Genomic DNA, 25,307 nt, shown 5'->3' with positions numbered 1-25,307 from the left:
TCATGATCTAAATCGCGCATGTCCAACATTCCGCCCATCGCCACACCGCCGGCATTCGACGAGCTCGCCGAGGCCATCAGGCAGCGCCGCTCGGTCTATGGCCATATCAGCGGGCTCAGGATGGACCGGTTCGCGCCCGGAGAGGCCTGGTCGACCTTGCCCTATCGTCCGGTGTTCGTCGGCGACAGCGAGACCGGCGTCATCCATGGCGGCGTCGTCACCGCGATGCTCGACGAGAGCTGTGGCATGGCGGTGCAGCTCGCGCTCGACGGCAGCCGGGCGATCGCCACGCTCGATCTGCGCATCGACTATCAGAAGCCGGCGACGCCGGGCCTCGACATCAAGGCCCATGCGGTATGCTTCCGCGTCACCCGGTCGATCGCGTTCGTGCGCGCCACCGCCTATCAGGAGGAGGAGACCGCACCGGTCGCCACCGCGACCGCTTGCTTCATGATTGGCGCCAACCGCACCAACATGCTGACCGACCGGGCGGCCTTCGACGGCGCGCCACCGCCGCTCGACGCCCCGGACGATCCGGCGGGGCCGTTTCCCACCAGTCCGTTCGCGCGCTGCCTCGGCATCCACTTCGCCGAGAACGACACGCTGGTGATGCCGTTCTCGCACCGGATCATCGGCAATCCCGTGCTGCCTGCGATCCATGGCGGCATGACCGGCGCGTTTCTCGAAACCGCGGCGATCGTCACCGTGATGCGCGAGCTCGGCGCCACGGCGCCGCCGAAGCCGGTCGGCCTCACCATCAACTATCTGAGGTCGGGCCGTGCGCTCGACACCGTCGCATCGGCATCGATCGTCAAGCAGGGCCGCCGCGTCGTCGCCTTCGAGGCCCGCGCTTGGCAGGACGATGCGACGAAGCCGATCGCCACCGCCTTCGGCCATTTCATGCTGCGGCAAGCGCCAGGGCAGGAGCAGGACTGAGGAAGATCGCGTCGCGGGTCGCGATCATGCCTTGCGCAGGATCTTGTCCATTGCTTTTCCCCGCGCCAGCTCATCGACCAGCTTGTCCAGGTAGCGGATCTCCCGCATCGTCGGTTCCTCGACATCCTCCACGCGGACGCCGCAGATCATGCCCTTGATCAAGGTCCGCGCGGGATTCATCGCAGGCGCCTGCGCGAAGAAGGTCTCGAAGTCCGTCTGACGTTCCAACCGGGTCTCAAGCTCGTTTTGGCCATAGCCCGTCAGCCAGCAGATCACCTGATCGACCTCTGCCTTGGTGCGTCCCTTCTTCTCGGCCTTCGCGACGTACAATCGGTACACGCTCGCGAAGCTCGTCGTGTAGATGCGGTGTTTTGCCATGCTGGCTCCATCGGATCGTAGGCGACGCATGTCGGGTCTGAGAGGGGCGACGGCGCGGCACAAGCGCGTGGTTCATGTCCGCGTTTCGGATCGTCGTACAGCACGTTCGTTCGCACATGTCGGAAACGGACGCTAGCCCGGCAGGAACATCGGAAACGACACCCCGAGCGACCACGCCAGGATCAGGCCGAGACCCAAGCCTTCGGCCAGCGGCGAGCACGTCCTGCGACCGACACAGCCGCCGATCACGCCGAACACGATGAGGAACAGCACGATCACGGGGATAATGATGAGCAGGAAGAACAGCCGCTTGAGGTCGAGCGCGACTGCCCCGCCCAGCGAGGCCTGGAAGGCGGCGCGAATCCACACGGAGCGCCACGGCGCGGCGTGGCCGCCCTGGTTGGCGATGCAGTCCGCCAGCATGCAGGGCACCGCGCCGTGCCCCGCGCAAACCGATGGCGTCTCGTCTGCGCGGCGCAGCGTCCATGATCGGCTCCGTTTCAATCCCAAAACTAGCGCAGGAACTCGTGCGGTTACAGCGACGGCGCAGGCGAGCGTTGCGGCCGCGATCGAACGAAACGCACGCCGTTTCGTTGACAAGGCCGCCGAGGCGATATTCGGTGACCCCGTTCAGCGGCGACAAGGAGGATGCATGAAACCGGAAGTCATCTGCCTGATGGCGTCGAGCGTCGACGGCCGGACATTGCCGAGCCGCTGGCGTCCGAAGGGATCGGGCGATCTGTTCGAGCAGGTGCATGACCAGCTCGGGGGCGATGCCTGGCTGATCGGCCGCGTCACCGGCCAGGAGTTCGCCAAGGGCTCGGCCTATCCGGCCGAGACCACCGAGCGAATCCCGCGCACCCATTGGATCGCACGACGCGGCGCCAAGGCCTACGGCATCGTGCTCGATCCCCATGGCAAGATCTGCTGGGGCCGCGCCGACATCGGCGGCGATCCGATCGTCGTCGTGCTGACCGAGGCCGTGTCGGATGCGCATCTCGCGGGCCTGCGCGGCGAGGGTGTCTCCTACGTCTTCGCCGGCCAGTCGAAGCTCGATCTCTCACGCGTGCTGGAGATCGTCGCGCAGGAGCTCGGCGTGAAGCGCCTGCTGCTCGAGGGCGGCGGCGGCGCCAACGGCGCGTTTCTGCGCGCGGGTCTGGTCGACGAGTTCAACCTCGTTCTGTGTCCGGCCGTGGACGGCGCCAAGGGGGCACCCAGCGTGTTCGATTCGACCGAAGCCGAGTCCGGCGAGCGCGCGCCGATCACGGCGATGACGCTCGAAAGCAGCACGGCGCTGGAGGGCGGCGCGCTGTGGCTGCGCTACAAGATCACCAACGGCTCGCCCTTGCCGGCCCAGGCAAGTCATGGCTGAGCGGCGAATGCACGTCATCGTCGTCGGGGGCGGTGCCGCGGGCCTGATGGCGGCGCGTGAGTTGGCCCGCGCCGGCAAGCAAGTGACGCTGCTGGAAGCGCGCGACCGCTGCGGGGGGCGCATCCATCCGCTGCCCGCGAGCAGGTTTGGATATCGCGCGGATGCCGGCGCGGAATTCATCCATGGCGAGGCGCCGGTCACCCACGCGCTGATGGCCGAGGCGGGGCTCACCTCGACGCCGGTCGATGGCGCGCGCTGGTACGTGACGGACGGCGCGTTCTCGCGCGAGGATCCTGCCGATCGGCAGATGCGCCAACTGCACCGCGTGGCGCGGCAGCTCGATCAGGATATGACCGTCACGGCGCTGCTCGAGCGTCATTTCGGCGGCGCGGAGTTTGCCGCCCTGCGCAAGTCGGTGCTCGGGATGGTGCAGGGCTATGATGCCGCCGATCCTGGTCGTGCCAGCGTGTTCGCGCTGCGCGACGAGTGGATGGGCGGCGACCGCGGTGCTCAGGCACGCATCGTCGGCGGCTACGCGGCGCTGCTCGATCATCTCTTGGCGGAGTGCCGGGCGCATGGCGTGGCGATGCAGCTCGAGGCAGTGGTCGGTGCGGTGGAGAGCTCCGATGATGGCGTCGTCGTGCGCTGCGCCGACGGCCGCGCGCAGCGCGGCGATATCGTCCTCCTGACCGTGCCGCTGCCGCTGCTGCGGACCATCGCGCTGCCGCCGGCGATGCGCTCGCAACTGGCCGCAGCCGAAGCCATCGGCTTCGGCAACGTCATCAAGCTGCTGCTGCGCTTCGAGCGCCGGTGGTGGCGAGAGGCTCGGACCGAGAATCTTTCCGACATGCTGTTCGTGCTGTCCGATGCCGACGTGCCGGTGTGGTGGACGCAGCATCCGAACGATGATGCGGTGCTGACCGGCTGGCTCGCCGGGCCGCCGGCCGGCGCTTTCGTCGCGCTCGACGATGTCGCCTTGATTGAGTCGGGTCTCTCGGCGCTTGCGAGTATTTTCTCGCAGCCGGTGGACTCGCTGAGGCAGCAGCTCCTCGCGTCGCATGTCACGGATTGGGCGAAGGATCCGTTCGCGCGCGGGGCCTATTCCTATGCGACGCTAGGATCCCGCGAGGCGCAGGATACGCTTTCGTGCTGCGAGGGCGAACGGGTACTGATCTCCGGCGAAGCACTGTATCGCGGGCGCGACATGGGAACGGTCGAGGCGGCGCTGGCCAGCGGGCAACAGACGGCGCGGCGCATCCTCGCGATGTGATCGCGCGCCGCGCGCATGATGTTGCGCCCGTAGGGCCACGGCGCTAGCATTCGCCGATCACCATGGAAAGGATCGTCATGCTCGATCACGTCGGTTTCCCTGTCTCCGACTTTGTCCGCGCCAGGGCTTTCTATGCGGCGGCCCTGGCGCCGTTGGGCTACGTCCTGATGATGGAGATCACCAACGAGCAGACTGGCGGCCACGGTGATCACGCCGGCTTCGGCGACGGTCGTCCGGATTTCTGGATTGGCACCGGCGGGACGGCCGCGACCTCGACGCATGTCGCATTCCACGCCAAGGATCGCGCCACGGTCGATGCGTTTTATCAGGCGGCGATCGCGGCAGGCGGACGGGACAACGGCGCGCCTGGACTGCGGCCGCATTATCACGAGAACTATTACGGCGCCTTCGTGCGCGACGCCGACGGCAACAACATCGAGGCGGTGTGCCACGCGCCGGCGTGAGGGCCGCTCACCCCTCGGGATGAGTCACGCCATCACCGGCATGTGCTCGGCGGCCGCGGCCAGGCTCGGCGCGACCACGATCTCGAGCTGCTGGCGCAGCCAGCGGTGCAGCGGGTCGTCGTGGTGGCGCAGGTGCCAGACCATGTACATCGGCATCGCCGGGCAGGGGACCGGCACCGGCGCCACCGCCAGGCCGCGCAGCATGTAGGCGCGCAGGAGGCTCGGCAGCGTCGCGATCATGCGGCTGCCGCGCAGGAACGGGCCGATGCCGCCGAAGCCCGGCACCTGCGCCGCGAACCGCCGGACGATGCCGCGCTCGGCCATGACCTCGTCGATGTCGAGCCGGCGCCGCGGCTCGTACAGCACCGTGACGTGGTCGCTGGCGAGATAGTCCTCGAGGCTCTGCGGCGGCTCGCGTTGGCTCGCATCGTAGAACACGCGATAGCTGTCCTCGAACAGCCGCTTCTGCAGGATGTCGCTGCCCTCGGGCGGGCGCGGCGTGATGATGAGCTGACAGTGCTCTTCGCGCAGCATCTCCGGCGTCGGTGCGCCGGAAGGGATCACGCGCAGGCTGAGGCCCGGCGCCTGCGCGCGGGCGTAACGGAGCAGGGACGGCAGCAGCAGGTCACGCTGCAGATCATTGGCCGCGATCGTCACCTGCGCGGAGATTTTCGCCGGCTCGAACGCAGCGGTGTGCGAGAAGCTCCGGAGGTCGTCGAGCAGAGCGCGGGCGCGCAGCGCCAGGAGCTGCGCATGCGCGGTCGGCACGATGCCGCGGCCGGACTTCACGAACAGCGGATCTCCGGTGATCGCGCGCAGCTTGTCGAGCAGATGGCTGACGGCCGACTGCGTGACTCCGAGCCGCTGCGCAGCGCGGGTGACCGAGCCTTCCTCGATGACGGCGAGCAGGAGCTGCAGCAGGTGGCCGTCGAGGTCCAAATGATCGAATTGGCTCATGGATCGGATCGGTCGCGCGGCCTTTATTGACGGTGTCTGTCGGTGATACTGGCGGGCACGAACGGCGCCGCGTTTGATCCAGATCAAGCGCGGCCGTCCGAAACACGACCAGGGGAGGCTCAGATGTCCACCACGTCAGCCCGGCAGCCCGTGCCCGGCACCACCATCTTCGACGGCGAGCAGGCCCGCAAAGGCTACGCCCTCAACAAGATGTGCTACTCGTTCAACGATGCCGCCAACCGCAAGGCCTTCGTCGCCGACGAGGACGGCTATTGTGCCAAATATGGCCTCAACGCGCAGCAGCGCGCGGCGATCAAGAATCGCAATGTGCTCGAGCTGATCGAAGCCGGCGGCAATGCCTATTACCTCGCCAAGTTCGCCGGCATCTTCGGTCTGGACATGCAGGACATCGGCGCGCAGCAGACCGGGCTGACGAAAGAGCAGTTCAAGGCCAAGCTTCTGGCGGCAAGGGGGTGATCATGGCGAAGATCGTAGGTTGCATCACCACGTCCCACGTTCCGGCCATCGGCGGCGCGATTGCCAAGGGGTTGCAGCAGGACCCGTATTGGAAGCCGTTCTTCGACGGTTTCCCGCATGTGCGCGAATGGCTCGCCAAGGTCAAACCCGATGTGGTCGTGCTCGTCTATAACGACCACGGCCTCAACTTCTTCCTCGACAAGATGCCGACCTTCGCCGTCGGCGCGGCCGACAGCTATGGCAATGCCGACGAAGGCTGGGGCATTCCGCAGACCGCGCCGTTCAAGGGTGACAGCGAATTGTCCTGGCATTTGATCGAGCATCTGGTGAAGGAGGATTTCGACCTCACCACCTGCCAGGAGATGGTGGTCGATCACGCCTTCACGCTGCCGATGGCGCTGTGCTGGCCCGATCAGAAATGGCCGGTGCGGGTGGTGCCCGTGGTCGTCAACACGGTGCAGGCGCCGCTGCCGTCGGCCGCGCGCTGCTACAAGCTCGGCCAGGCGCTGGCGCGGGCGATTCAATCCTGGCCGAAGGACGAGCGCGTCGTCGTGATGGGGACCGGCGGCCTGTCGCATCAGCTCGACGGCGAGCGCGCCGGCTTCATCAACAAGGATTTCGACGAGAAGTTCATGGCCAGCATGGTCGACGATCCCGCCTGGGCGACGAAGTATTCGACCACCGAGCTGGTCGAGCTGTCGGGCACCCAGGGTGTCGAATTGCTGAACTGGATGGTCGCGCGCGGCACCCTGCCGGAGAAGGTCCGCAAGGAGCATTCCAACTATCACATCCCGATCTCCAACACGGCGACCGGGCTGATGGTGCTGGAGCCTGCGGCCTAGCGGCTCCTGTACGCGATCGGCTCACACATGTCGCGCGCCATTGCGCGCCGCTTTGCGACGACCAAGGCTGTGGCCCCCCGCGAACGCGGGGACCCCTACCGCGGATGCTATCGAAGAGCGTCACTGACCCTTCTGATGGTCAGGTCGTCGCGCTGTCGTCATCGCCCTGGATCTCGGCGATGGCGCGGGTGAGGATGTCGCTGACACGCTTCGCTTCCGCATCGCTCCAGCCTTGTCGATGCATCTTCAGCGCCATCTTCAGCGTCTGCACCGTCTGCAGCACCTGCTCCGGCGGGCGCATGCCGCCCATGGTGCGGGCCATGATGCGCAACCGGCTCAGCAGGCCCTCGATCGCCGCCTCGTCGTCCTTCAGCGCCTGGCGTCCGGCGTCGGTGATCGCGAACAGCTTCTTGCCGCCCTCGGCCGATGCGGCTTCGATCTGGCCCATGTCCTCGAGCAGGTTGAGGATGGGATAGACCGAGCCGGGGCTCGGCGAGTAGGAGCCGCCGATCAGCTGCTCGACCGCCTTGATCAGCTCGTAGCCATGGCGCGGCTTCTCGCCGATCAACCACAGCAGCAGGCTGCGTAGGTCGCCGGGGCCGAAGAAGCGACCGCCGCCGCCACGTCCGAACTCCTCGCGGCCGCCGCGGCGGCCGCGCTCGAACAGGCCGGGTCCTCGCGGTCCGAAGCCGGGACCGCGGCCGCCGAGGCGGACGTCCTCGCAGGCTTCGCCGAAGCCATGCCCGCCGCGATGGCCCCAGCCGCGCTCCTCGCGATCATCGTCCCAGCCACGACGCCCGAATTTCCAATGATGATGTCTCATACGATATGATCTCCGTTTCGTACGAACGATATATCGTTATCATATTACGTTTGTCAACGTCGATCGCTTCAGTTGGCTCGGCCTTTGGCTTAAGTACATGAGTTAAGAAGTAATTTACCGCGCGTCTTACGTTGTCGCTTCCGCCGTATGAGCCGTTGCCGCCGGCTCGGTCGTCGTGCCGCGATGAGCGATCAGCGCATAGGCGACGGGGACCACGAACAGCGTGAACAGGGTGCCGATGGCGAGCCCGGTGGCGATCACCAGCCCCATGTTGAAGCGCGACACCGCGCCGGCGCCGCTCGCCGTGATCAGCGGGATCACGCCGAGCACCATCGCCGCCGTGGTCATCAGGATCGGCCGCAGGCGGACCGTGGCCGCCGCGATGATCGCCTCGGTGCGGTCCTTGCCCTGTTCGCGCAGCTCGTTCGCGACCTCCACCATCAGGATGCCGTGCTTGCTGACGAGGCCCATCAGGGTGACCAAGCCGACCTGGGTGTAGATGTTGATGCTGGCGCCGCCGATGCCGAGGCTGATGAAGATCAGCGCGCCTGCCAGCGACATCGGCACCGACACCAGGATGATGATCGGATCGACGAAGCTGTTGAACAAGGCGGCGAGCGCCAGGAAGATGATGATCAGCGCGAACACGAAGGTGGTGACGAAGCCGCCGGATTCCTGCTCGAGCTGTCGCGACGCGCCGCCATAGTCGATCGAGTAACCCGATGGCAGCGACTTCGCGATCTCCTTCAAGGTGGCGAGCGCGTCGCCCATCGCGATACCCGGCATCGCCACGCCGGAGATGGTTGCCGCATTGATCTGCTGGAAGTGATTGAGCGACTCGGGAATCGTCTTGCGCTCGAGCCGGGCGACGGTCGACAGCGGCACCATGGCATTGCCGCTGGTGCGGATCGAATAGTCGAGCAACTGACTGTCGGTGAGGCGGTCGTTCTGCCGGACCTGGGGGATCACCTTGTAGGAGCGGCCCTCCAGGCTGAAATAGTCGAGATAGTTGCCGCCCAGCATGGTCGCGAGCGCGCCGCCGAGATCGCTCATCTTGAGGCCGAGATCGGCGGCCTTGTCTCGATCGAACACCACGGTGGTCTGCGGCTTGTCGATCTTCAGATCGCTGTCGAGGAAGATGAATCGGCCGCTCGCCAGCGCCTTGGCCATGAAATCGCGCGACACGTCGTTGAGCTCGCCGAATGCGCCGGTGGTGCCGATCACGAACTGGACCGGCAGGCCGTTGCTGCCCGGCAGCGGCGAGGGCTGGAACGCCACCGAGCGGGCGCCGGCGATGCCGTTCAGGAGCTGCTGGAATTCCGGCTGCAGGGTCTTGGTCGTCGCCTTGCGCTGATCCCAGGGCTTGAGCACCCAGCCGCCGATCACCTGCGTCGAGGTGTCGATCTGGAACACGGTGCGCGTCTCCGGCCGCTGGGCAATCAGGCCGTACAGCTGCTGGCCGTAGAACTGGCGCTGCTCGAGCGTGGCCGAGGGCGCCGAATTCGTCAGCGACAGCACGATGCCCTGGTCCTCGTCCGGCGCGAGCTCGCTGGTGGAGCTGACATAGAGCCAGGGGATCATCGCCAGCAGCAGCAGCGCGAACACCACGACCACCGGCTTGGTCGCGAACACGCTTTCGAGCCCGCGGCGATAGCTCTGTGCGAGCCGTTCGAGCACGTGGTCGATCGCACGCACCAGCCGCGCCTCGAGCGTGGTGGCGTCGCGCTCGGTCCGGCGCAGCAGCCAGGCGCAGTTCATCGGCGAAAGCGTCAGCGCGATCACCGCCGAGACGGTGACGGCGCCGGCGAGCGTGAAGGCGAACTCGGTGAACAGGGCCCCGGTCAAGCCGCCCTGGAAGCCGACGGGCACGTAGACCGCGATCAGGACCACGGTCATCGCGATGATCGGGCTCGCCAGCGCCCGCGCCGACTGGATCGCGGCTTCGACCGGCGGTACACCCTCGTCGATCAGGCGGTGCACGCTCTCCACCACGATGATGGCGTCGTCGACGACGAGGCCGATCGCGAGCACCAGGGCCAGCAAGGTCAGCAGGTTGATGGAGAAGCCCATCAGCAGCATCAGACCGAAGGTGCCGATCAGCGACAGCGGAATGGCGATCACCGGGATCAGCACCGAGCGCCACGATCCCAGGAACATGAAGACGACGACAATCACGATCCCGATCGCCTCCACCAGCGTATGGATCACCTCGTCGATGGACGAGTTCACGAAATCGGTGGAGTCGTACAGGATCTCGCTGGTGATGCCGTTCGGCAGCTGTCGCTGCAGCTCCGGATAAACGGCCTTCACGCCGTTGATGACGTCGAGCAGGTTCGCCGTTGGCGCCACCTGGATGCCGATGTAGACCGCGGTCTTGCCGTTGAAGCGCGTCGCGCTGTCGTAGTCGTCATTGCCGAGCGTGACATTGGCGACATCGCGCAGGCGGATGATGGCGCCATTGACCTGCTTGACGACGAGATTGCGGTATTGCTCCAGCGAATGCAGATTTGTCGCGGCGGCGAGGTCGACCTGCACGAGGCGGCCCTTGGTGGTGCCGAGCCCGGAGATGTAGTCGTTGCCCGACAGTGCCGTCGACACGTCGGTCGCGGTCAGGCCATAGGCCGCGAGCTTGTCGGGGTCGAGCCAGGCGCGCAGGGCGAATTTCTTGGCGCCGAGCAATTCGGCGGTCTGCACGCCGGAGACCGCCTGCAGCTTCGGCTGCACCACGCGCGTGAGGTAGTCGGTGATCTGGTTCGGCGCCAGCACGTCGCTGGCGAAGCCGATATACATCGAATCGATGGTCTGGCCGACCTTCAAGGTCAGGGTCGGCTGCTGCGTGCCGGTCGGTAGCTGGTTGAGCACCGAGTTCACCTTGGCGTTGATCTCGGTCATCGCCTTGCCGGAATCGTAGTTGAGCCGCAGGTTCACGGTGATGGTGCTGCTGCCGGTGACGCTGGTCGACGTCATGTAGTCGATGCCGTTGGCCTGGGCGATCGCGTTCTCCAGCGGCGTCGTGATGAAGCCGGCGATGATGTCGCTATCGGCGCCGGCATAGGCCGTGCTCACGGTGACGATCGCGTTCTGCGTGCGTGGATATTGCAGGATGGCGAGCGTCGTCATCGAGCGCAGGCCGAGCACCAGGATGAGAGCGCTGACCACGAGCGCCAGCACCGGCCGGCGGATGAAGATGTCTGTGAAACGCATGGTGATGACTCTGATGGGCGCGGGCTGGCCGGATTATTGATCGACGACGTTCGGCGCGGCTTCCGCGACCGGTACGTGTGAGTTGTCGATTCTAACCGGGCTGCCGTTGCGCAGCTTGATCTGTCCCGCGATCACGACCGCCTCGCCCGGCTTGACGCCGTCGGTGATCGCGATCCGGTCGCCCTTGGCCGGCTTGCTCTTGACGAACATCTGCCGCGCCTTGCCCTGGCCGTCCTTGAGATCGTCGACGACGTAGACGAGATCGCCGTAGGGGTTGCTGACGATCGCCGTCAGCGGCAGCGTGACGAGCTGCTCCGGGCTGCCGGTCGCGATCTCGACCTTGGCGAACATGCCCGGCAACAGCCGGGCGGCCTCGTTGTGCAGGGTGGCGCGGACCTGGACGTTGCGGCTGGTGGAATCGACCTTGGCGTTGATCGCCGAGATCTGGCCGGTGAAGCGCTCGGATGGGAAGGCATCCACCGTGATGGCGACGTCCTGGCCGATCCGAATGTCGGCGAGCGACTGCTGCGGCAGATAGAAATCGACGAAGATCGGATCGAGGCTCTGCAGGGTGACAATGGTGGTGCCGGCGCCGAGATACTGCCCGAGATCGACGGCGCGGATGCCGAGCCGGCCGGCGAACGGCGCCTTAAGCGTCTTCTGCTCGACGATCGCCTTCTGCTGCGTCACCAGAGCCTGCGCGTTTTTCAGGTTGGCGCGGTCGCTGTCGAGCGTGGCCTGGCTGACCGCGTTGAACTTGATCTGCTCCTCGTCGCGCTTGACGACGATGGCGTAGTTCTCGGCTGTGGCCTGCAGCGATTGCAGCTTGGCGACATCGTCGGTCGCGACTAGCTGCAGCAGCGGCTGGCCGGCTTCGACGGTATCGCCCGAATTGAATTGGATGCCCTGCACGATGCCTGCGGCCTGCAGCGCCAGATCGGCGCCGTTGACGGCGCGCAGCGAGCCGACCGCGGTGAGGTTGGAGCGCCATGGTGCGGTCGCCGCAACGACCGTCGAGATCGTCTGCGGCGGGTTGGCCATGGCGCCGATCGCCTTGGCGATCATGATGCCCTTGAATGTCTGAAAGCCGTAGAGGCCGCCGAACAGCACCGCCATGGCGGCCAGCATGATCGTCATGCGTTTCTTCATTACATTGCTTCCTGGGTCGTACGATTGGGACCGGCGAAGTAGCCGGGATTGGCGCGGGGCAGCGCCGCCGGGGTCTCGTCCTGGCGATTCCACCAGCCGCCGCCGAGCGCCTGGAACAGCGCCGCGGTGTCGCTGAAGCGCGTGGCCTGCGACTTGATGCGGGAGACGCGGGCGTTCAGATAGGATTGCTGCGCGTTGATGACGTTGGCGTAGGGCACCGCGCCGCTCTTGAACTGCTCGACCGCCATGGCGAGACTGTCGGCGGTGGCTTTCTCGGCGGCGGCCTGGGCCTTTAGCGCCTCGGCGTCGTACTGGATGGCGCGCAGCGAATCGGCAACGTTCTGGAACGCGGTGATGACCGTGCTCTTGTAGAGCGACAGGTCCTGCTCGAAGGTGGCGACGTCCGCCTCCTTGGTGTGATACAGGGTGCCGCCGTCGAGCAGTTTCTGGCTGACGCTCGAGGCCGCATCCCACACGATGGTCGTCGGCGAGAACAGCCGACCCGGTCCGCTTGCGCCGTAGCTGCCCGACAACGTCACCTGCGGCAGCAGATTGGCGACGCCGACGCCGACCGTCGCTGTGGCCTGGTGCAACGTGGCCTCGGCCTGCCGGATGTCCGGACGCTGCCGGACGAGCGAGGAGGGCAGTGACACCGGCAGCTTGCGCGGCAGCCGCAGCTCCGCGAGGGTCACATGCTCGCCGCGGTCCTGGCTCGGCAGCCGGCCGAGATAGGCCATCAGCTGGTTGCGCTGCTGCGCCAGTTGCTTCTGCAGCGGCGCCAAGGTCGCCTTGGCCTGCGCCAGCGTCGCCTCCTGCGCCAGCACGTCGGATTTGGAGATGGCGCCGACATCAAACTGGTGTTGGATCCGGCCAAGCTGGTCGGTCTCGGCCTTGATGATCTCCTCGGTCGCTGCGATCTGATCGCGCAGTGAGGCGTCGCTGATCGCGGCGGTTACGACATTGGCGGTCAGCGCGAGATACGTCGCCTCCAGCTTGAACGCCTGGTAGTCGGCCTGCGCCTGCAGCGCCTCGACCTGGCGTCGCGTGCCGCCCCACAGATCGAGCGCGTAGCTGACGCTTACCGACGTGCCATAGAGCGTGTAGAGCGAGGTCTGGCCGGGCCATTGCCCGCTCTGTGTGGTGGAGGCCTGGGTGCGTTCGGCGGATCCGCTCGCGCTCAGCTGCGGAAACAGCGCGCCCTGTTGCGACAGCGCGTTCTCGCGCGCAGCACGCAGCGCCAATTGCGCGGCTTCGATGTCCGGGTGGTTGCGAATCGCTTCCTCGACGAAGGCGTTGATCTGCCGGGAATGAAACAGCGCCCACCAGGTGCCGGGCAGATCGCCTCCGGGTGCGAAGCTCTGCACATTGCCGCCCGGCGTCGAGGCGCTGGCGGTCGCGGCGAGGCGTCGCTCGGCGACGTAACCGGTCGCGACCGGCGCCTCGGGGGACATGAAGTCCGGGCCGACGGCGCAGGATGCGAGCAGCACGCTGCAGCCAAAAAGGCCGAGCGGGACGGACATCGCGCGGCCTGTCGGGACCCCCCTCAAACGCGCGGGAAACATTCGGACATGATCGGACATAAAACTAAACCGTTTCGTTTTCTATCGGGACCATGCGGGGCAGCACAGACGTAGTCAAGTCACGTTGATGACAGGACGGTGATGCGCACAGCTTCGTCCTGTGCGGCGCCGGTGCTCGCTTGCACCGGACGGGCGCATCAAATTTTTGAGGTGAGAGTAGACAACGCGCCGCTTCCATTCCCGCAGCGGTCGGGCAGCGACGTCGTTCTTGTCACAATGATCGAAAAAGGTCTGCCGCCGAGCTCGCGCGGCGCGGGCCGGCCTTTGGCGAAGCAGCGCGCGAGACGGAGTTGGAGGCCGGCTCGCGGCGTCGAGCCGGCTCCGTGGACGGTCGCCGCTCGTCAGGACGGCATCGAGGATGCGACCACCGGCTTTGCCAGCACGGTGCGCGCGCGATTCGGGCGCCGCAGCCGGCGCTGCGCCCAGATCAGCACGCCTGTGATCAGCAGTGCGAACAGCGCGATCGAGATCAGCACGTTGGCCGCGCTGCCGATCAGCGACCAGTTGCCTTCGTGCAGCAGGCGCGGCCAGTTGCGCGGCAATGCGGAGAGCCCGTCGGGCGTCACGGCATAGGCCCTGAGCTCATCGTCCTCGATGATCCTCGCCATCATCCGCCCGCCGCGATTGCCGATCGAGTTGACCGCCGAAAGGTCGTGGTCCCTGGAGACGATGCTGACGGCGTCAGGCAGCGAGATGCGCTTGGCTGCGGTGGGCGGAGCGCTGCCAGCGAAGGTCAGGCCGAGCTCGAGACAGAGTCCGGTGAGCGGGCTGAGCAGAATCAGAGGCAGCGTGAACCAGGCCGCGCCCTTGTGCCAGCCGGACAGCGTGTTGCGCAGTCGCGGCAGTCCCATCAGGATGCCGATGATCATGATGGTGACCATTGCGATGGTCGAGATCAGGGTGAGGCCAGGGATGCCGATCAGATGCTCGTGGGTCCTGCGCGCCCACGGGAAGACGCTCGCCATCGCGGGCTTCTCGACCGCGGCGCCGGTCGTGATGTCGACCTCGGCGCCCGGCGTACCCTGCAAGGTGAGGTGCTGCGTGGACGCATCGATCGACAGGCCGCGTGCCTTGCCGTCGGGATCATGCTGCTTGATCAGCGCGATCACGCGCGCCGGATCGACGCTCTGCGGTTTGACGGCAGCGACCTGCGCCATCGGCTCGAAGGAGAGGATCAGTCCGGTCACGATGATGACAAGCAACGGCAGCGCGAAGACGAGGCTGATCCAGCGGTGAAGTTTGAGCAGAAGCTGCTTGTTCATGATCGTCTCCGATTGATCGTCTCGCGCACAGTGTCATGCGGGACCGTTGGTCCTCTGGCGCTTGCTCCGTGAACGTTTCTGATCGTTCTCGCTGGACGACGCCGGGATATCAACACATCGTCCGCTACGCCTTATTAGCTGAGCGCCGCGGTGAGACGAAAGGAGATAACCATTAATTTTAGGTCATGCGCCGTTTGATCGGCGTCAATGCGGCGGGACTCGTTTCATGTCTGCTTGGATGATTTCAATTTGCATCGGATGCCGTCTTGCCGCCATCGAGCACCTCGCGCAGGCGCGCCGAGTCCAGCGCGTTTTCCCACCTTGCGATGACGATGGTGGCGACCGCGTTACCTATCAGGTTCGTCGGCGTCAGCCCCTGCGACATCAGCCGGTGAATGCCGAGCACCAGTGCGACACTGGCGACCGGAATCGTTCCGGTCGCGGCGAGCGTCGCGGCCAGCACGACGAAAGCGGCGCCGGCGATGCCGGCTGCGCCCTTCGACGTCACCAGCAGGATCAGCAGCAGCCCGATCTGGTGGCTGATGTCGAGATGCGTGTTGGTCGCCTGCGCCAGGAAGACCGCGGCGGTGGCGAGGTAGAGGCAGGTGCCGTCGAGATTGAACGAGTAGCCGGTGGGGATGACCAGGCCGACGATGCCGCGCTCGCATCCGGCGGCTTCGAGCTTCGCCAGCATGCGCGGCAGCACGGTCTCCGATGACGTGGTGGCGATGCAGACCAGCACCTCGTCTCTGATGTAGCGGATCAGCTTCCACAGGCTGAAGCCGGTGAGGGCGGCAATGGGGCCGAGCACGGCGGCGATGAAGATCAGGCAGGTGAGATAGAAGCTGCCGAGCAGCAGGCCGAGCTTGGCCAGCGAGCCCAGGCCGAACTTGCCGACGGTGAAGGCGATGGCGCCGAATGCGCCGAGCGGGGCGGCCCACATCACGATCCGAACGACACCGAAGATCATCTGGCCGGCGACATCGATCACGTCGGTCACGGGCTTGGCGCGGTCGCCGAGCCAGATCAGCGCAAAGCCGCACATGACCGAGATGAACAGCACCTGCAGGATATTGCCCTCGGCAAAGGCGCCAACGAAGGTCTGCGGGATGATGTTGAGCAGGAACGGCACGAAGCCGACCGCAGCGGTCTGCTTGACATAGGGCTCGATGGTCGCGGAGTTGATGGTCGCCGGGTCGATGTTCATGCCGACGCCGGGCTGAAACAGGTTCACCGCGGTCAAGCCGATGATCAGCGCCAGCGTCGTGATCGCCTCGAAATAGATCAGCGCCTTGATCGCGACGCGGCCGACCTTGGTCATGTCGGCCATGTGGGCGATGCCGTTGACCACCGTGCAAAAGATGATCGGCGCGATCAGCATCCGGATCGCCTTGATGAAGGCATCGCCCAGCGGCTGCATCTGCGCGCCGAGATCCGGCTTGACGGCGCCGAGCAGGATGCCTGCTGCCATCGCGATCATGACCTGGACCCAAAGCTCCTTCCACCAGCCGCGGCGGGCGCCTGCCTTGCTGTCGGCGGTGAGGGTCGTGGCAGTCATGATCGGTCCTGTCGCTGAAGGGCTCGAAGTTGCAGCTGGCGGTGACTCAGCTCTTGGGCTCGAACTTGAACAGCCGTTCGGGATTGCTGACAAGCAGCTTTCGCTGCATGGCCGGATCCGGGGCGTAGAGCGGGATCAGATCGACCAGATCACCATCATTGGGCATGATCTTGACGTTCGGATGCGGCCAGTCCGTGCCCCAGATGACGCGATCGGGCGCATTCTCGATCAGTTTCCGGGCGAACGGCACGGCGTCGTGGAACGGTGGTCCGGAGGCCGAGGCGCGCTCGGGACCGGTGATCTTGATCCAGCACTTGCCGTCGCTCGCCTGCAGGTCGAGCAGCGCCTTGAACTCCGCATCGTCGATGCCCTTGGCAGCGCTGATCGTGCCCATGTGGTCGATCACATAGGTGACCGGCAGCGCCTTCAGGATCGGCACGAATTCCTGGATCGTCCCGGCCTCGAGATAAATGTCGACGTGCCAGCCGATCGCCGCGACGCGGTCCACCAGGGTGCGGAAGACGTTCATGTCGCCGACGCCGCCGAGGCGGCGGAGGAAGGCGAACCGGCAGGCGCAGATGCCGGCCTTGCCGAGCGCCGTGAGGTCGGCGTCGGACATCGCCGCGTTGATGTTGGCGACGCCCTTGTAATGGCCGTTGCTCTGCGCGATCGCGTCGGTGACGACGCGATTGTCGGTGCCGTGGACGGTCGCGTTGACGATGACGGCGCGTTCGACACCGATCTTGGCGTGCAGCGCCCGGAACATCTCCAGTGACGCATCGGGCGGCGTGTAGGGGCGGGTGGGCGAGAACGGATAGGTCGAGGCGGGGCCGAAGATGTGGGTGTGGGTATCGACGCTGCCGAGCGGCGGCCGGAAGCTCGGGGTCTTCGTCGCCGGATCCGGGCCGGCGATGCTGGGGATCTTGGCCTCTTCGGCGGAGAGTTGCGCAGGGACAGCGCCGAGCACGCTCGCCGCTCCCAGCCCGGCCATGGTGGCCAGCAGATCTCGTCTCAACATCAGAGCGTCCTCCTCGGAATGGCCGTGGTCGCGGGCAGGCGTTGCCTGCCAGGCTCCGGTATCGTTCGTGTTTGCTATCGTCACGCCACAACGTAGAGATCAGGCGACCTCTCAACGTGGCGTCGTGATCATGGCGTGCTTCGGATCCGGAGCCGTGTGGCGTCCGCATTGCAGCGGGGCAGCCGACCGCCGTGATCCCAGTCAGTTCCTGGGTTCGAGGATGTTGCAGCCTCTGGAGCATGACAAGAAGCATTGGGTGAACGGTCAGTTCGCTTGGTTGGACAATGCTCTGCAGTCCAACTGCCAATGTTGCAGAGATCCCGTTCGAGCTGCGTTGCAGCGTATCTGAGCGAGACGGGCTTCTCTTCGACCAACCTGCCAGACGGCGGCTTCATCACGCCGGTCCGCGGAATTGTTCGTGCGACGGAAAGGTGAGTTGCGTCAACGCCGTGGCGTGCGTTTTGGTCATGCGCCGGCAGCTTCAAGCGCCGTTGTGAAGACCGCATGCGCAATGCTATGCGACAGCAAAGAGAGGCGTGCGGGCGCCGAGACGCTGCGCGGCTGTCAGCTCACAACAATATCGGGCAAAGGAAACACCATGGTCGACGCGCTCATCATCGATGCCTGCAGAACGCCGCGCGGTATTGGCAAGGCCGGAAAGGGCGCGCTCGCCGGGCTGCACCCGCAGCATCTCGGCGCCACCGTGCTGCGCGCGCTGGCCGATCGCACCGGCATCAACACCGGCGACGTCGAGGACGTCATCTGGGGCTGCTCGTCGCAGCGCGGGCCGCAGAGTGGCGATCTCGGCCGCATGTCGGCGCTCGATGCCGGCTACGACATCCGTGCCTCGGGCGTCACGCTCGATCGCTTCTGCGGCTCCGGCATCACCAGCGTCAACATCGCAGCAAGCTCGATCATGGCCGGGCAGGAGGACCTCGTCGTCGCCGGCGGCTGCGAGATGATGTCGATGGACGGCCGGCGCGGCGAGGGGCCGCTGATGATGGACGCCGGCAATCTGCATCTGCGCGCGCTGCATCCGCAGTCGCACCAGGGCGTCTGTGCCGACGCCATTGCCACCATGGAAGGCATCACCCGCGCCGACGTCGACGCGCTCGGGCTGGAGAGCCAGAAGCGCGCGGCGGCTGCGATCACGGCTGGACATTTCAAGAAGAGCCTGGTGCCGGTGCATCGCGAGGACGGCAGCCTCGCGCTCGACCACGAGGAATACCCCCGGCCGCAGACCACGGCCGAGGCGCTGGCCGGGCTGAAGCCGGCGTTTCCGGCTATCGCCGACTACGCGCTGGACGAGAAGGGCACGACGTATCGCAACTTGATCCTGCAGCGCTATCCCGGGCTCGAGATCGAATTCGTGCATCACGCCGGCAACTCCTCGGGCGTGGTCGACGGTGCGGCGGCGATCCTGCTGGCGTCGCCATCCTACGCCAAGGCGCATGGCCTGAAGCCCCGGGCGCGCGTGGTGGCGATGGCCAATATGGGCGACGACCCGACCCTGATGCTGAACGCCCCGGTGCCGGCGACGCGCAAGGTGCTGGCCAAGGCCGGGCTCAAGCTTGATGACATCGACCTGTTCGAGATCAACGAGGCGTTCGCCGTCGTCGCCGAGAAGTACATCCGCGACCTCGAGCTCGACCGCGCCAAGGTCAATGTGAACGGCGGCTCGATCGCGCTGGGACATCCGATCGGCGCCACCGGTTCCATCCTGATCGGGACGCTGCTCGACGAGCTCGAGCGGCGCGATCTCAAGCGCGGCCTGGTCACGATGTGCGCGGCCGGCGGCATGGCACCCGCGATCGTCATCGAGCGGGTCTGAACGGTACATCTCCTCGATCTGAGGTGCGCGCGCCCGTTGCGGAGATTCCCGCGGCGGGCGCCGTCGTCTTGTGCTCCGGCAATTTGTGATTTTGGCGGTGGCGCAGTTGAGGCGCAGGATCGCGCGAGCCGCGGCGGTTCCACTTTCCGGACCAGTCAACCACGTTTCGACCGGAAAGGAATTCGCGCTTGTTCCGCTAGTTGCGACGGGTTATTGCCACGGCGAGGCCTCATCTTAGAAGAAATGGCTCTCCGTGCTGTCGACGCTGTCGCATATCATCGATCGCAAGGCTTCGAACCGGGTGGTCACGCGGCTGCGGGCACTGCTGCGCAGCAATGAGTTCTACCTGATACCGCTGGCCCTGGTGATCGGCGTTGCGACGGGGGCGATCGTGACGGTGATGAGCCTGATCGCGCAAGTCGCGCATGTGGTCATCTACGGCATCCCGATCGATGTCCGGCTCAGCGCTCATACCTGGGTCAACCCGGTGGTCGCCCTGATCGCGCCCGCCTGCGGCGGCCTTGCGCTCGGCATCATGGAATGGCTGCGGCGGCGCTGGAAGATCGCGGCCGCGGTCGACCCCGTCGAGGCCAATGCGCTGCGCGGCGGACGGCTGTCGATGCGCGACAGCATCGTGGTGAGCGGCCAGACCCTGGTCTCCAACGGCTCCGGCGCGTCGGTCGGGCTCGAGGCCGGCTACACCCAGATCGGCGCCGGCGTCGCCTCGCTGCTCGGGCAGTATCTCACGCTCCGCCGCAACGATATGCGCCTCATTCTCGGCTGCGGTGCGGCCGCCGCCATTGCGGCCGCCTTCGGCGCGCCGATCACGGGGGCGTTCTATGCCTGTGAGCTGATCGTCGGCGTCTACTCCGTCGGCAGCGCGGCGCCGATTCTGGCGGCCTCGCTGGCGGGTGCGCTGACCTCGCAATATCTCGCCGGCGCGCCGTATTCGCTGGAGATCGCCAAGGTCGGCGCGGTCGGCTTCGAGCAATACATCGCGCTGTTCGTCCTGGCGCTGCTCGTCGCCGGCATCGGCATCCTGGTGATGCGCGCCTCGCCGGCGGTCGAGCGGCTGTTCGTCCGGATTCCGGTGTGGCTGCGCCCGGTGATCGGCGGGGTTTGTGTCGGCGCCATGGCGATCGTGACGCCGCAGGTGCTGGCGGCAGGCCACGGCGCAATGCTGCTCGACCTGCATCGCGAGATGGCGGTCGGCATGATCGCCACCATCATCGTGCTCAAGCTCGCCGCCTGCCTGATCTCGCTGGCCTCGGGCTTCCGCGGCGGTCTGTTCTTCGCCTCGCTGTTCGTCGGCAGTCTGCTCGGCAAGCTGTTTGCGGGCCTGCTCGCGCTGGCCGGCCTCGGGCTCGCGATCGACCCGCTGGTGGCGATGCTCACCGGCATGGCGACGCTCGGTGTCGCCATCGTCGGCGGGCCGCTGACGATGTCGTTCCTGGTGCTGGAGATGACCCGCAGCGTCGACGTCACGGCCGTTGTGTTGGGGGCCTGCATCGTGACCTCGGTGTGCGTCCGCGTCCTGTTCGGCCACTCGTTCTCGACCTGGCGCCTGCATCTGCGCGGCGAGACCATCCGCAGCGCCAACGATGTCGGCTGGCTGCGCAACCTCACGGTCGAGCGGCTGATGCGCTCCGACGTCGGGAAGGTGCCGACCACGACGAGCATCGCGGCCTGCCGGCGCGAGTTCGCGCTGGGCACGCGCCAGGCCGTGGTGGTGGTGAACAACAGCGACGATTATTGCGGGCTGGTCTCCTTGCCCGATTTGTTCTCGGGCGAATTGGATTCCATTGCCGACGAGATCCAGGTGGTCGAGCTCGCGAAATATTTCGATGTCGCGCTGTTGCCCGAAATGAACGTCAAGACGGCGATGAAGATCTTCGACGATTCCGGCGCCGAGGTGCTGGCCGTGCTGGAGTCGGAGAACAGCCGGAAGGTGATCGGCTTCCTGACCGAGTCCTTCGCGCGCCGCCGCTATGTCGAGGAGATCGACCAGGCGACGCGCGGCGTGCTCGGGGCGCTGTCGTGACCGCGTCCCATCGCCGCGACGCGTGATCCCTGGGCCGGCACCAGGGCAGGCTGACGGCCGATCGAGACGCGTGAGGACTGCATGACGAGACGGATGAGCACGGCTATCGTGGCCGCCTTGAGCGCGCTGGTGACGGCTGCGGCGACAGCACAGCCCGCGGTGCTCAAAGGCAAGGACGCGTTCGGCAGCTGGCAGGGCGATGCACCGGGCACAATCAGGCTGATCCGTCCCGAAGACCTGCCCAAACCGGGTGCGACGGCGTCCGCAGCCAACGTCTCCCGCGTGGTGCAACGACCGGCCTCCGCCGTGCCGAAGGTCATCGACGGTTTCAAGATCGCGCTGTTCGCCGAGGGGCTGAGCGGGCCGCGCATCATCCGCACCGCGCCGAATGGCGACATCTTCGTTGCCGAGACCCGGGCAGGGCGCGTCCGCGTGCTGCGCCCGAGCGAGGACGGCAGCAAAGTCGCGTCGAGCGAGATCTTCGCCGACCGGCTCGGCCATCCCTTCGGCATTGCGTTCTATCCGAGTGCCGATCCGCAATGGGTCTATGTCGCGAGCACCGAGCGCGTCATGCGCTTTCCCTATCGTGCCGGCGACATGAAGGCGCAGGGGCCGCTGCAGGTCGTCGTGCCCGATCTGCCGGCCGGCTACGGCCATTCGACCCGCGATGTCGTCTTCACCAGGGACGACAAGCGCATGCTGGTGTCGGTCGGCTCCGTCGGCAATGTCGGCGAAGCGCTGGGAGAGCCTGCCGGCGGAATCAGTGCCTGGATCAAGGCGCACCCGCTCGGCGCCGCCTGGGGTGGGGAGGCCGACCGTGCCGGCGTGCTCGCGTTCGATCCCGACGGCAACAACCGCAGCCTGTTCGCCACCGGCATCCGCAACTGCGTCGGCCTCGCCATCCAGCCCACGACCGGAACGCCGTGGTGCTCGACCAACGAACGCGACGGGCTCGGCGACGATCTGGTGCCGGACTACGTCACGCGGGTGAGGGAGGGCGGCTTCTATGGCTGGCCCTGGTACTACATCGGCGACAACCCTGACCCGCGCCATGCCGGCGAGCGCCCGGACCTCAAGGGCAAGATCACCGTGCCCGACGTGCTGCTGCAGCCGCATTCGGCCTCGCTCGGTCTGACGTTCTACGACGGAAATCTGTTCCCGCCGGAGTATCGCGGCGACGCCTTCGCGGCCGAGCACGGCTCGTGGAACCGCTCCAAGCGCACCGGCTACAAGGTGATCCGGGTCAGGCTCAAGGACGGCGTGCCCACCGGCGAATACGAGGATTTCGTCACCGGCTTCGTCCTCAATGACCGCGAGGTCTGGGGCCGGCCGGTCGGCGTCACCGTGGCGCGCGACGGCAGCCTTCTCATTTCCGAGGACGGCAATGGCACGATCTGGCGCGTGAGCCGCTGAGCGCCGCACCACCACCTGTGACTCACTTCTTCGGCGCGCGGCAGTTGAAGGCGCGGCGGAAGCCGGCGGCCCTTGCGTCGTCCTCGGAGCAGAACCAGCGATCGGGCTCGGTGGTCGCGGGATAGCTCGGGCAGCCCTGCAGGTGATAGATGCCGATGTTGCCGGTGACGCGGGCGCGCACCGCGAACTTCCCCTTGATGCTGCAGCCCGGCGGCGCGCTCGGCGCGTCCGGGAACAGCACGGCACGGATCTCGCGGTCGCGGTCGGTGCGGCAGGCGGCGCCGAGCAGGGCGCCGTCCTTCTTGTCGGCGCGGAACTCGGCCGGCGCGACGAAGCAGCCCTTCCAGAGTCCGCGGAGCGCCTCCTTGGCCGCGGCGACATCGTCCTTGACCCGCGCCTTCGCGGCCGGGTCGGCGCCGACGGCGAAACCTGCGCGCGCCATTTGCTGGTTGAGGCTGACCTTGTCGCCGTCGACGGTGCAAAGGCCGATCCTGCGGGTCTTGAGCGGCTTGTCCGGACCGAGATCGTCGCAGCGCACCGCGCGGCCGCCGATCAGCTTGCCGAGCTGCTCGCGCGCCTCGACGCCACAGCTCCAGGAATCGGCGTGATCGTCGATGCAGAGCTGGTCGACCTCCGGCGCATCGATGCCGTCGAGCCGGAACACCGTGTCGCCGAGCTGGATCGTGTCGCCGCTGCGCACCGTGGCGCTTGCGGCCAGCGACGCGCCGGTCATGCCGGCTCCCAGCACCATGGCCCCACACAACGACAACAGCCGGTCTCGCAGCCGCATGCTTCCTCCCGCAATCACATTCATCAAATACTCGGCCGTAGTCCTATCACAGCGCGCGTGAGTCTCGCCAAGGGCGGCGCGGAACGACGCCGCCGGACCGCCACCTTGCGCGGGGGGCGGCTGCTACCCATCTGACCGGGCGAAGGAAATCTTGCCATGTTGGACTTGACCTCCGATCTCGCTGGCGCGGCGCTGTCGCCGGCGCGCGCGTCTGATGCTGCGCCGGCCGACGACCGCGCGCTGCTCGACGCCTATTCCAATGCCGTCATCGACGTCACCGAGCGCGTCGGCCCTGCGGTCGTGCGCGTCGAAACCGGTCCCAAGGCTGGGGCGACCGCCGGCTCCCGCGGCGGGCTCGGCTCGGGCATCGTGATCTCGCCCGACGGCCTCGTGCTGACCAACAGCCATGTGGTCGGCTCCTCCAAGAGCATCCGGCTGCGCGACGTCGAGGGCGTCGTCACCGACGCGCAGGTGCTCGGCGTCGATCCCGACACCGATCTGGCGCTGCTGCGCGCCAATCACGCGCGCGACCTGCGCTACGCCGCGCTCGGCAATTCCAAGAGCCTGCGCCGCGGCCAGCTCGTGGTCGCGATCGGCAACCCGCTCGGGTTCGAATCGACGGTGACGGCGGGCGTCGTCTCGGCGCTCGGCCGCTCGATCCGCTCGGTCTCGGGCCGCATGATCGAGGATGTCATCCAGACCGATGCGGCGCTCAACCCCGGCAATTCTGGCGGCGCGCTGGTGTCGTCTGCGGCCGAGGTGATCGGCATCAACACCGCCATCATCCAGGGCGCGCAGGGCATCTGCTTTGCGGTCGCGAGCAACACCGCCCAGTTCGTGCTGTCGGAGATTATCCGCCACGGCTATGTCCGCCGCGCCTATATCGGCGTGTCCGGGCAGACTGCGCCGGTGCCGCGGCGTCACGCGGTTCTGGCCGGCGTCGAGAACAAGATGGGCGCACTGTTGATGCAGATCGAGCAGGACGGGCCCGCGGCGCGCGCCGGCCTGTTGCCGGGCGATGTCGTGATCAGGCTCGACGGGGTCGACATCAACGGCGTCGACGACCTGATCCGCGTGCTCGACCGCGACCGCATCGGCCGTACCATCGCGATGGACGTGCTGCGGCTCGGCAGGTTGCGCGGCATCGACATCGATCCGGTGGAGCGCAAGCCGGTGGCAAGGCAGGCGTCTTAGCATTGCATTCGTGAGATGCTGAGCTGCAGCCACGACCACAGCTGTCGTCCCGGCGAACGCCGGGACCCATAACCCCAGGGAGCAGTTTTGAAGCAGGTGCGTCGTGAGCACCTCGCGCCACACGTCCGCCGCGGCGTATGGGTCCCGGGTCGGCGCCGCGCCGCGCTGTCGCGCGTCACGGCTTGCCCGGGACGACAGCGGTGGGTGGGTCGGATATACGCTTCAAACAGCGATCGGTATAAGGTCTCGTTCCCGCTGCGCGTCGCGCCCGAGTTCTGCGATCAGTTCGGTCCCTCCTGATAGTGCAGAGGGCGCAGGGAATGCCGGGTGAAGGCCTCACCCATGGCCCGCCTGCTGAAAAAATGCAGGCGGCAGGTACCACAGGTGCTGCCGTAGCCGGCATTCCCTGCGCGATGGTCTTCACGCTTATACGCAGTCTCCCTGGTGCGCCGGGCTTGTTGGCCACCATTCGCGACAACCCTTGCGCATTGCGCGGGACACCAGCATCGGGGTGTCAGGACGCTGCGACTTCACGTCCGCAAGCGATCGTTCGTCCGCGCATCCGAAGACACACTGCGATCTCTCGCGGCCATCGCTCCCCGCCTCGCGTGTCGTGACGATCGCGCGCAACGCCCCTCCGCAGTGAGGCGGGATGCGCGCAGACAACCGCGATTTCTGGAAATACGCAGCATGTTTCTACCCGAAGTTCAAGGTGGCCATGGACCCTTGCGGGACGCTGTCCGGAACG

The 25,307-nt window shown here is 66.6% G+C and carries 21 protein-coding genes; 10 read left to right on the top strand and 11 right to left on the bottom strand.

Features of this window, described 5'->3' with window-relative positions; genetic code table 11:
* Positions 1–18: 18 nt before the first annotated feature.
* Complete coding sequence (locus QW881_RS18480; RefSeq protein WP_315758438.1) at positions 19–936, top strand: PaaI family thioesterase; 918 nt, start codon at positions 19–21, stop codon at positions 934–936.
* A gap of 24 nt (positions 937–960) precedes the next feature.
* On the opposite strand, the gene QW881_RS18475 is transcribed toward QW881_RS18480, so the two are convergent.
* The gene (locus tag QW881_RS18475) at positions 961–1,314 is read right to left on the bottom strand and encodes a DUF2200 domain-containing protein (RefSeq protein ID WP_315758440.1); all 354 of its coding nucleotides are present in this window, start codon (positions 1,312–1,314) and stop codon (positions 961–963) included.
* Between the two features lie 132 nt (positions 1,315–1,446).
* On the bottom strand, positions 1,447–1,737 hold the full coding sequence (locus QW881_RS18470) for a hypothetical protein (protein WP_315758441.1): 291 nt from the start codon (positions 1,735–1,737) through the stop codon (positions 1,447–1,449).
* 229 nt (positions 1,738–1,966) lie between these two features.
* Between QW881_RS18470 and QW881_RS18465 the strand changes: the two genes are divergently transcribed.
* The 3 genes from QW881_RS18465 (at position 1,967) to QW881_RS18455 (ending at position 4,420) form a co-directional block, all read left to right on the top strand.
* Positions 1,967–2,686: a RibD family protein gene (locus QW881_RS18465; RefSeq protein ID WP_315741214.1), complete on the top strand. Its 720-nt coding sequence runs from the start codon at positions 1,967–1,969 to the stop codon at positions 2,684–2,686.
* Positions 2,679–3,956 (top strand): NAD(P)/FAD-dependent oxidoreductase, encoded by a 1,278-nt coding sequence (locus QW881_RS18460; RefSeq protein ID WP_315758442.1) that lies wholly within the window; start codon positions 2,679–2,681, stop codon positions 3,954–3,956. The genes QW881_RS18465 and QW881_RS18460 overlap by 8 nt, the downstream gene beginning before the upstream one ends.
* Positions 3,957–4,033: 77 nt before the next feature.
* The gene (locus tag QW881_RS18455; protein WP_315758443.1) at positions 4,034–4,420 is read left to right on the top strand and encodes a VOC family protein; all 387 of its coding nucleotides are present in this window, start codon (positions 4,034–4,036) and stop codon (positions 4,418–4,420) included.
* A gap of 24 nt (positions 4,421–4,444) precedes the next feature.
* Here the strand turns inward: QW881_RS18455 and QW881_RS18450 are convergent, their stop codons facing one another.
* Positions 4,445–5,377: a LysR family transcriptional regulator gene (locus tag QW881_RS18450; RefSeq protein ID WP_315758444.1), complete on the bottom strand. Its 933-nt coding sequence runs from the start codon at positions 5,375–5,377 to the stop codon at positions 4,445–4,447.
* A gap of 123 nt (positions 5,378–5,500) precedes the next feature.
* Here QW881_RS18450 and QW881_RS18445 point away from each other — a divergent pair, with 123 nt between their 5' ends.
* On the top strand, positions 5,501–5,854 hold the full coding sequence (locus QW881_RS18445; protein ID WP_315758446.1) for a protocatechuate 4,5-dioxygenase subunit alpha: 354 nt from the start codon (positions 5,501–5,503) through the stop codon (positions 5,852–5,854).
* Positions 5,855–5,856: 2 nt separating this feature from the next.
* Entirely contained in the window at positions 5,857–6,696 is an 840-nt protein-coding gene (locus tag QW881_RS18440; RefSeq protein WP_315758447.1) for a class III extradiol dioxygenase family protein, read from the top strand.
* 139 nt (positions 6,697–6,835) lie between these two features.
* Here QW881_RS18440 and QW881_RS18435 read toward each other — a convergent pair whose 3' ends face one another.
* The 7 genes from QW881_RS18435 to QW881_RS18405 all read right to left on the bottom strand — a co-directional run bounded on the left by QW881_RS18435 (position 6,836) and on the right by QW881_RS18405 (position 17,290).
* Positions 6,836–7,519 carry a PadR family transcriptional regulator gene (locus tag QW881_RS18435; protein ID WP_315758448.1) on the bottom strand — a complete coding sequence of 228 codons (684 nt, stop codon included), beginning with the start codon at positions 7,517–7,519 and terminating at the stop codon, positions 6,836–6,838.
* 126 nt (positions 7,520–7,645) lie between these two features.
* Complete coding sequence (locus tag QW881_RS18430; RefSeq protein ID WP_315758449.1) at positions 7,646–10,723, bottom strand: efflux RND transporter permease subunit; 3,078 nt, start codon at positions 10,721–10,723, stop codon at positions 7,646–7,648.
* A gap of 33 nt (positions 10,724–10,756) precedes the next feature.
* A complete protein-coding gene (locus QW881_RS18425) occupies positions 10,757–11,872 on the bottom strand; it encodes an efflux RND transporter periplasmic adaptor subunit (RefSeq protein WP_315758450.1) in 1,116 nt (371 codons plus the stop codon).
* Positions 11,872–13,392, bottom strand: coding sequence for an efflux transporter outer membrane subunit (locus QW881_RS18420; protein WP_315758451.1), 1,521 nt, complete (start codon positions 13,390–13,392; stop codon positions 11,872–11,874). The genes QW881_RS18425 and QW881_RS18420 overlap by 1 nt, the downstream gene beginning before the upstream one ends.
* A 401-nt stretch (positions 13,393–13,793) precedes the next feature.
* Positions 13,794–14,714, bottom strand: a complete 921-nt coding sequence (locus QW881_RS18415; RefSeq protein WP_315758452.1) for a PepSY-associated TM helix domain-containing protein — start codon at positions 14,712–14,714, stop codon at positions 13,794–13,796.
* A 244-nt stretch (positions 14,715–14,958) separates the two neighbouring features.
* Complete coding sequence (gene dctA / locus QW881_RS18410) at positions 14,959–16,272, bottom strand: C4-dicarboxylate transporter DctA (protein ID WP_315758453.1); 1,314 nt, start codon at positions 16,270–16,272, stop codon at positions 14,959–14,961.
* Between the two features lie 46 nt (positions 16,273–16,318).
* A complete protein-coding gene (locus QW881_RS18405) occupies positions 16,319–17,290 on the bottom strand; it encodes an amidohydrolase family protein (protein ID WP_315758454.1) in 972 nt (323 codons plus the stop codon).
* A 598-nt stretch (positions 17,291–17,888) separates the two neighbouring features.
* Between QW881_RS18405 and QW881_RS18400 the strand changes: the two genes are divergently transcribed.
* From QW881_RS18400 to QW881_RS18390, 3 genes are all read left to right on the top strand, one after another.
* Positions 17,889–19,121 (top strand): acetyl-CoA C-acetyltransferase, encoded by a 1,233-nt coding sequence (locus QW881_RS18400; RefSeq protein ID WP_315758455.1) that lies wholly within the window; start codon positions 17,889–17,891, stop codon positions 19,119–19,121.
* Positions 19,122–19,374: 253 nt separating this feature from the next.
* The gene (locus tag QW881_RS18395) at positions 19,375–21,162 is read left to right on the top strand and encodes a chloride channel protein (RefSeq protein ID WP_315758456.1); all 1,788 of its coding nucleotides are present in this window, start codon (positions 19,375–19,377) and stop codon (positions 21,160–21,162) included.
* Positions 21,163–21,243: 81 nt separating this feature from the next.
* The gene (locus QW881_RS18390) at positions 21,244–22,575 is read left to right on the top strand and encodes a sorbosone dehydrogenase family protein (RefSeq protein ID WP_315758457.1); all 1,332 of its coding nucleotides are present in this window, start codon (positions 21,244–21,246) and stop codon (positions 22,573–22,575) included.
* A gap of 22 nt (positions 22,576–22,597) precedes the next feature.
* Here the strand turns inward: QW881_RS18390 and QW881_RS18385 are convergent, their stop codons facing one another.
* Complete coding sequence (locus tag QW881_RS18385) at positions 22,598–23,365, bottom strand: thermonuclease family protein (protein WP_409999032.1); 768 nt, start codon at positions 23,363–23,365, stop codon at positions 22,598–22,600.
* A gap of 156 nt (positions 23,366–23,521) precedes the next feature.
* Between QW881_RS18385 and QW881_RS18380 the strand changes: the two genes are divergently transcribed.
* The gene (locus QW881_RS18380; RefSeq protein WP_315758459.1) at positions 23,522–24,559 is read left to right on the top strand and encodes a S1C family serine protease; all 1,038 of its coding nucleotides are present in this window, start codon (positions 23,522–23,524) and stop codon (positions 24,557–24,559) included.
* The last annotated feature ends 748 nt before the right edge of the window (positions 24,560–25,307 follow it).

It is taken from the genome of Bradyrhizobium sp. SZCCHNS3016, from assembly GCF_032484535.1.
Lineage (GTDB): Bacteria > Pseudomonadota > Alphaproteobacteria > Rhizobiales > Xanthobacteraceae > Bradyrhizobium.
The sequence above is the reverse complement of the archived record's forward strand: the minus strand, read 5'-3'. Positions and strand labels throughout refer to the sequence as shown.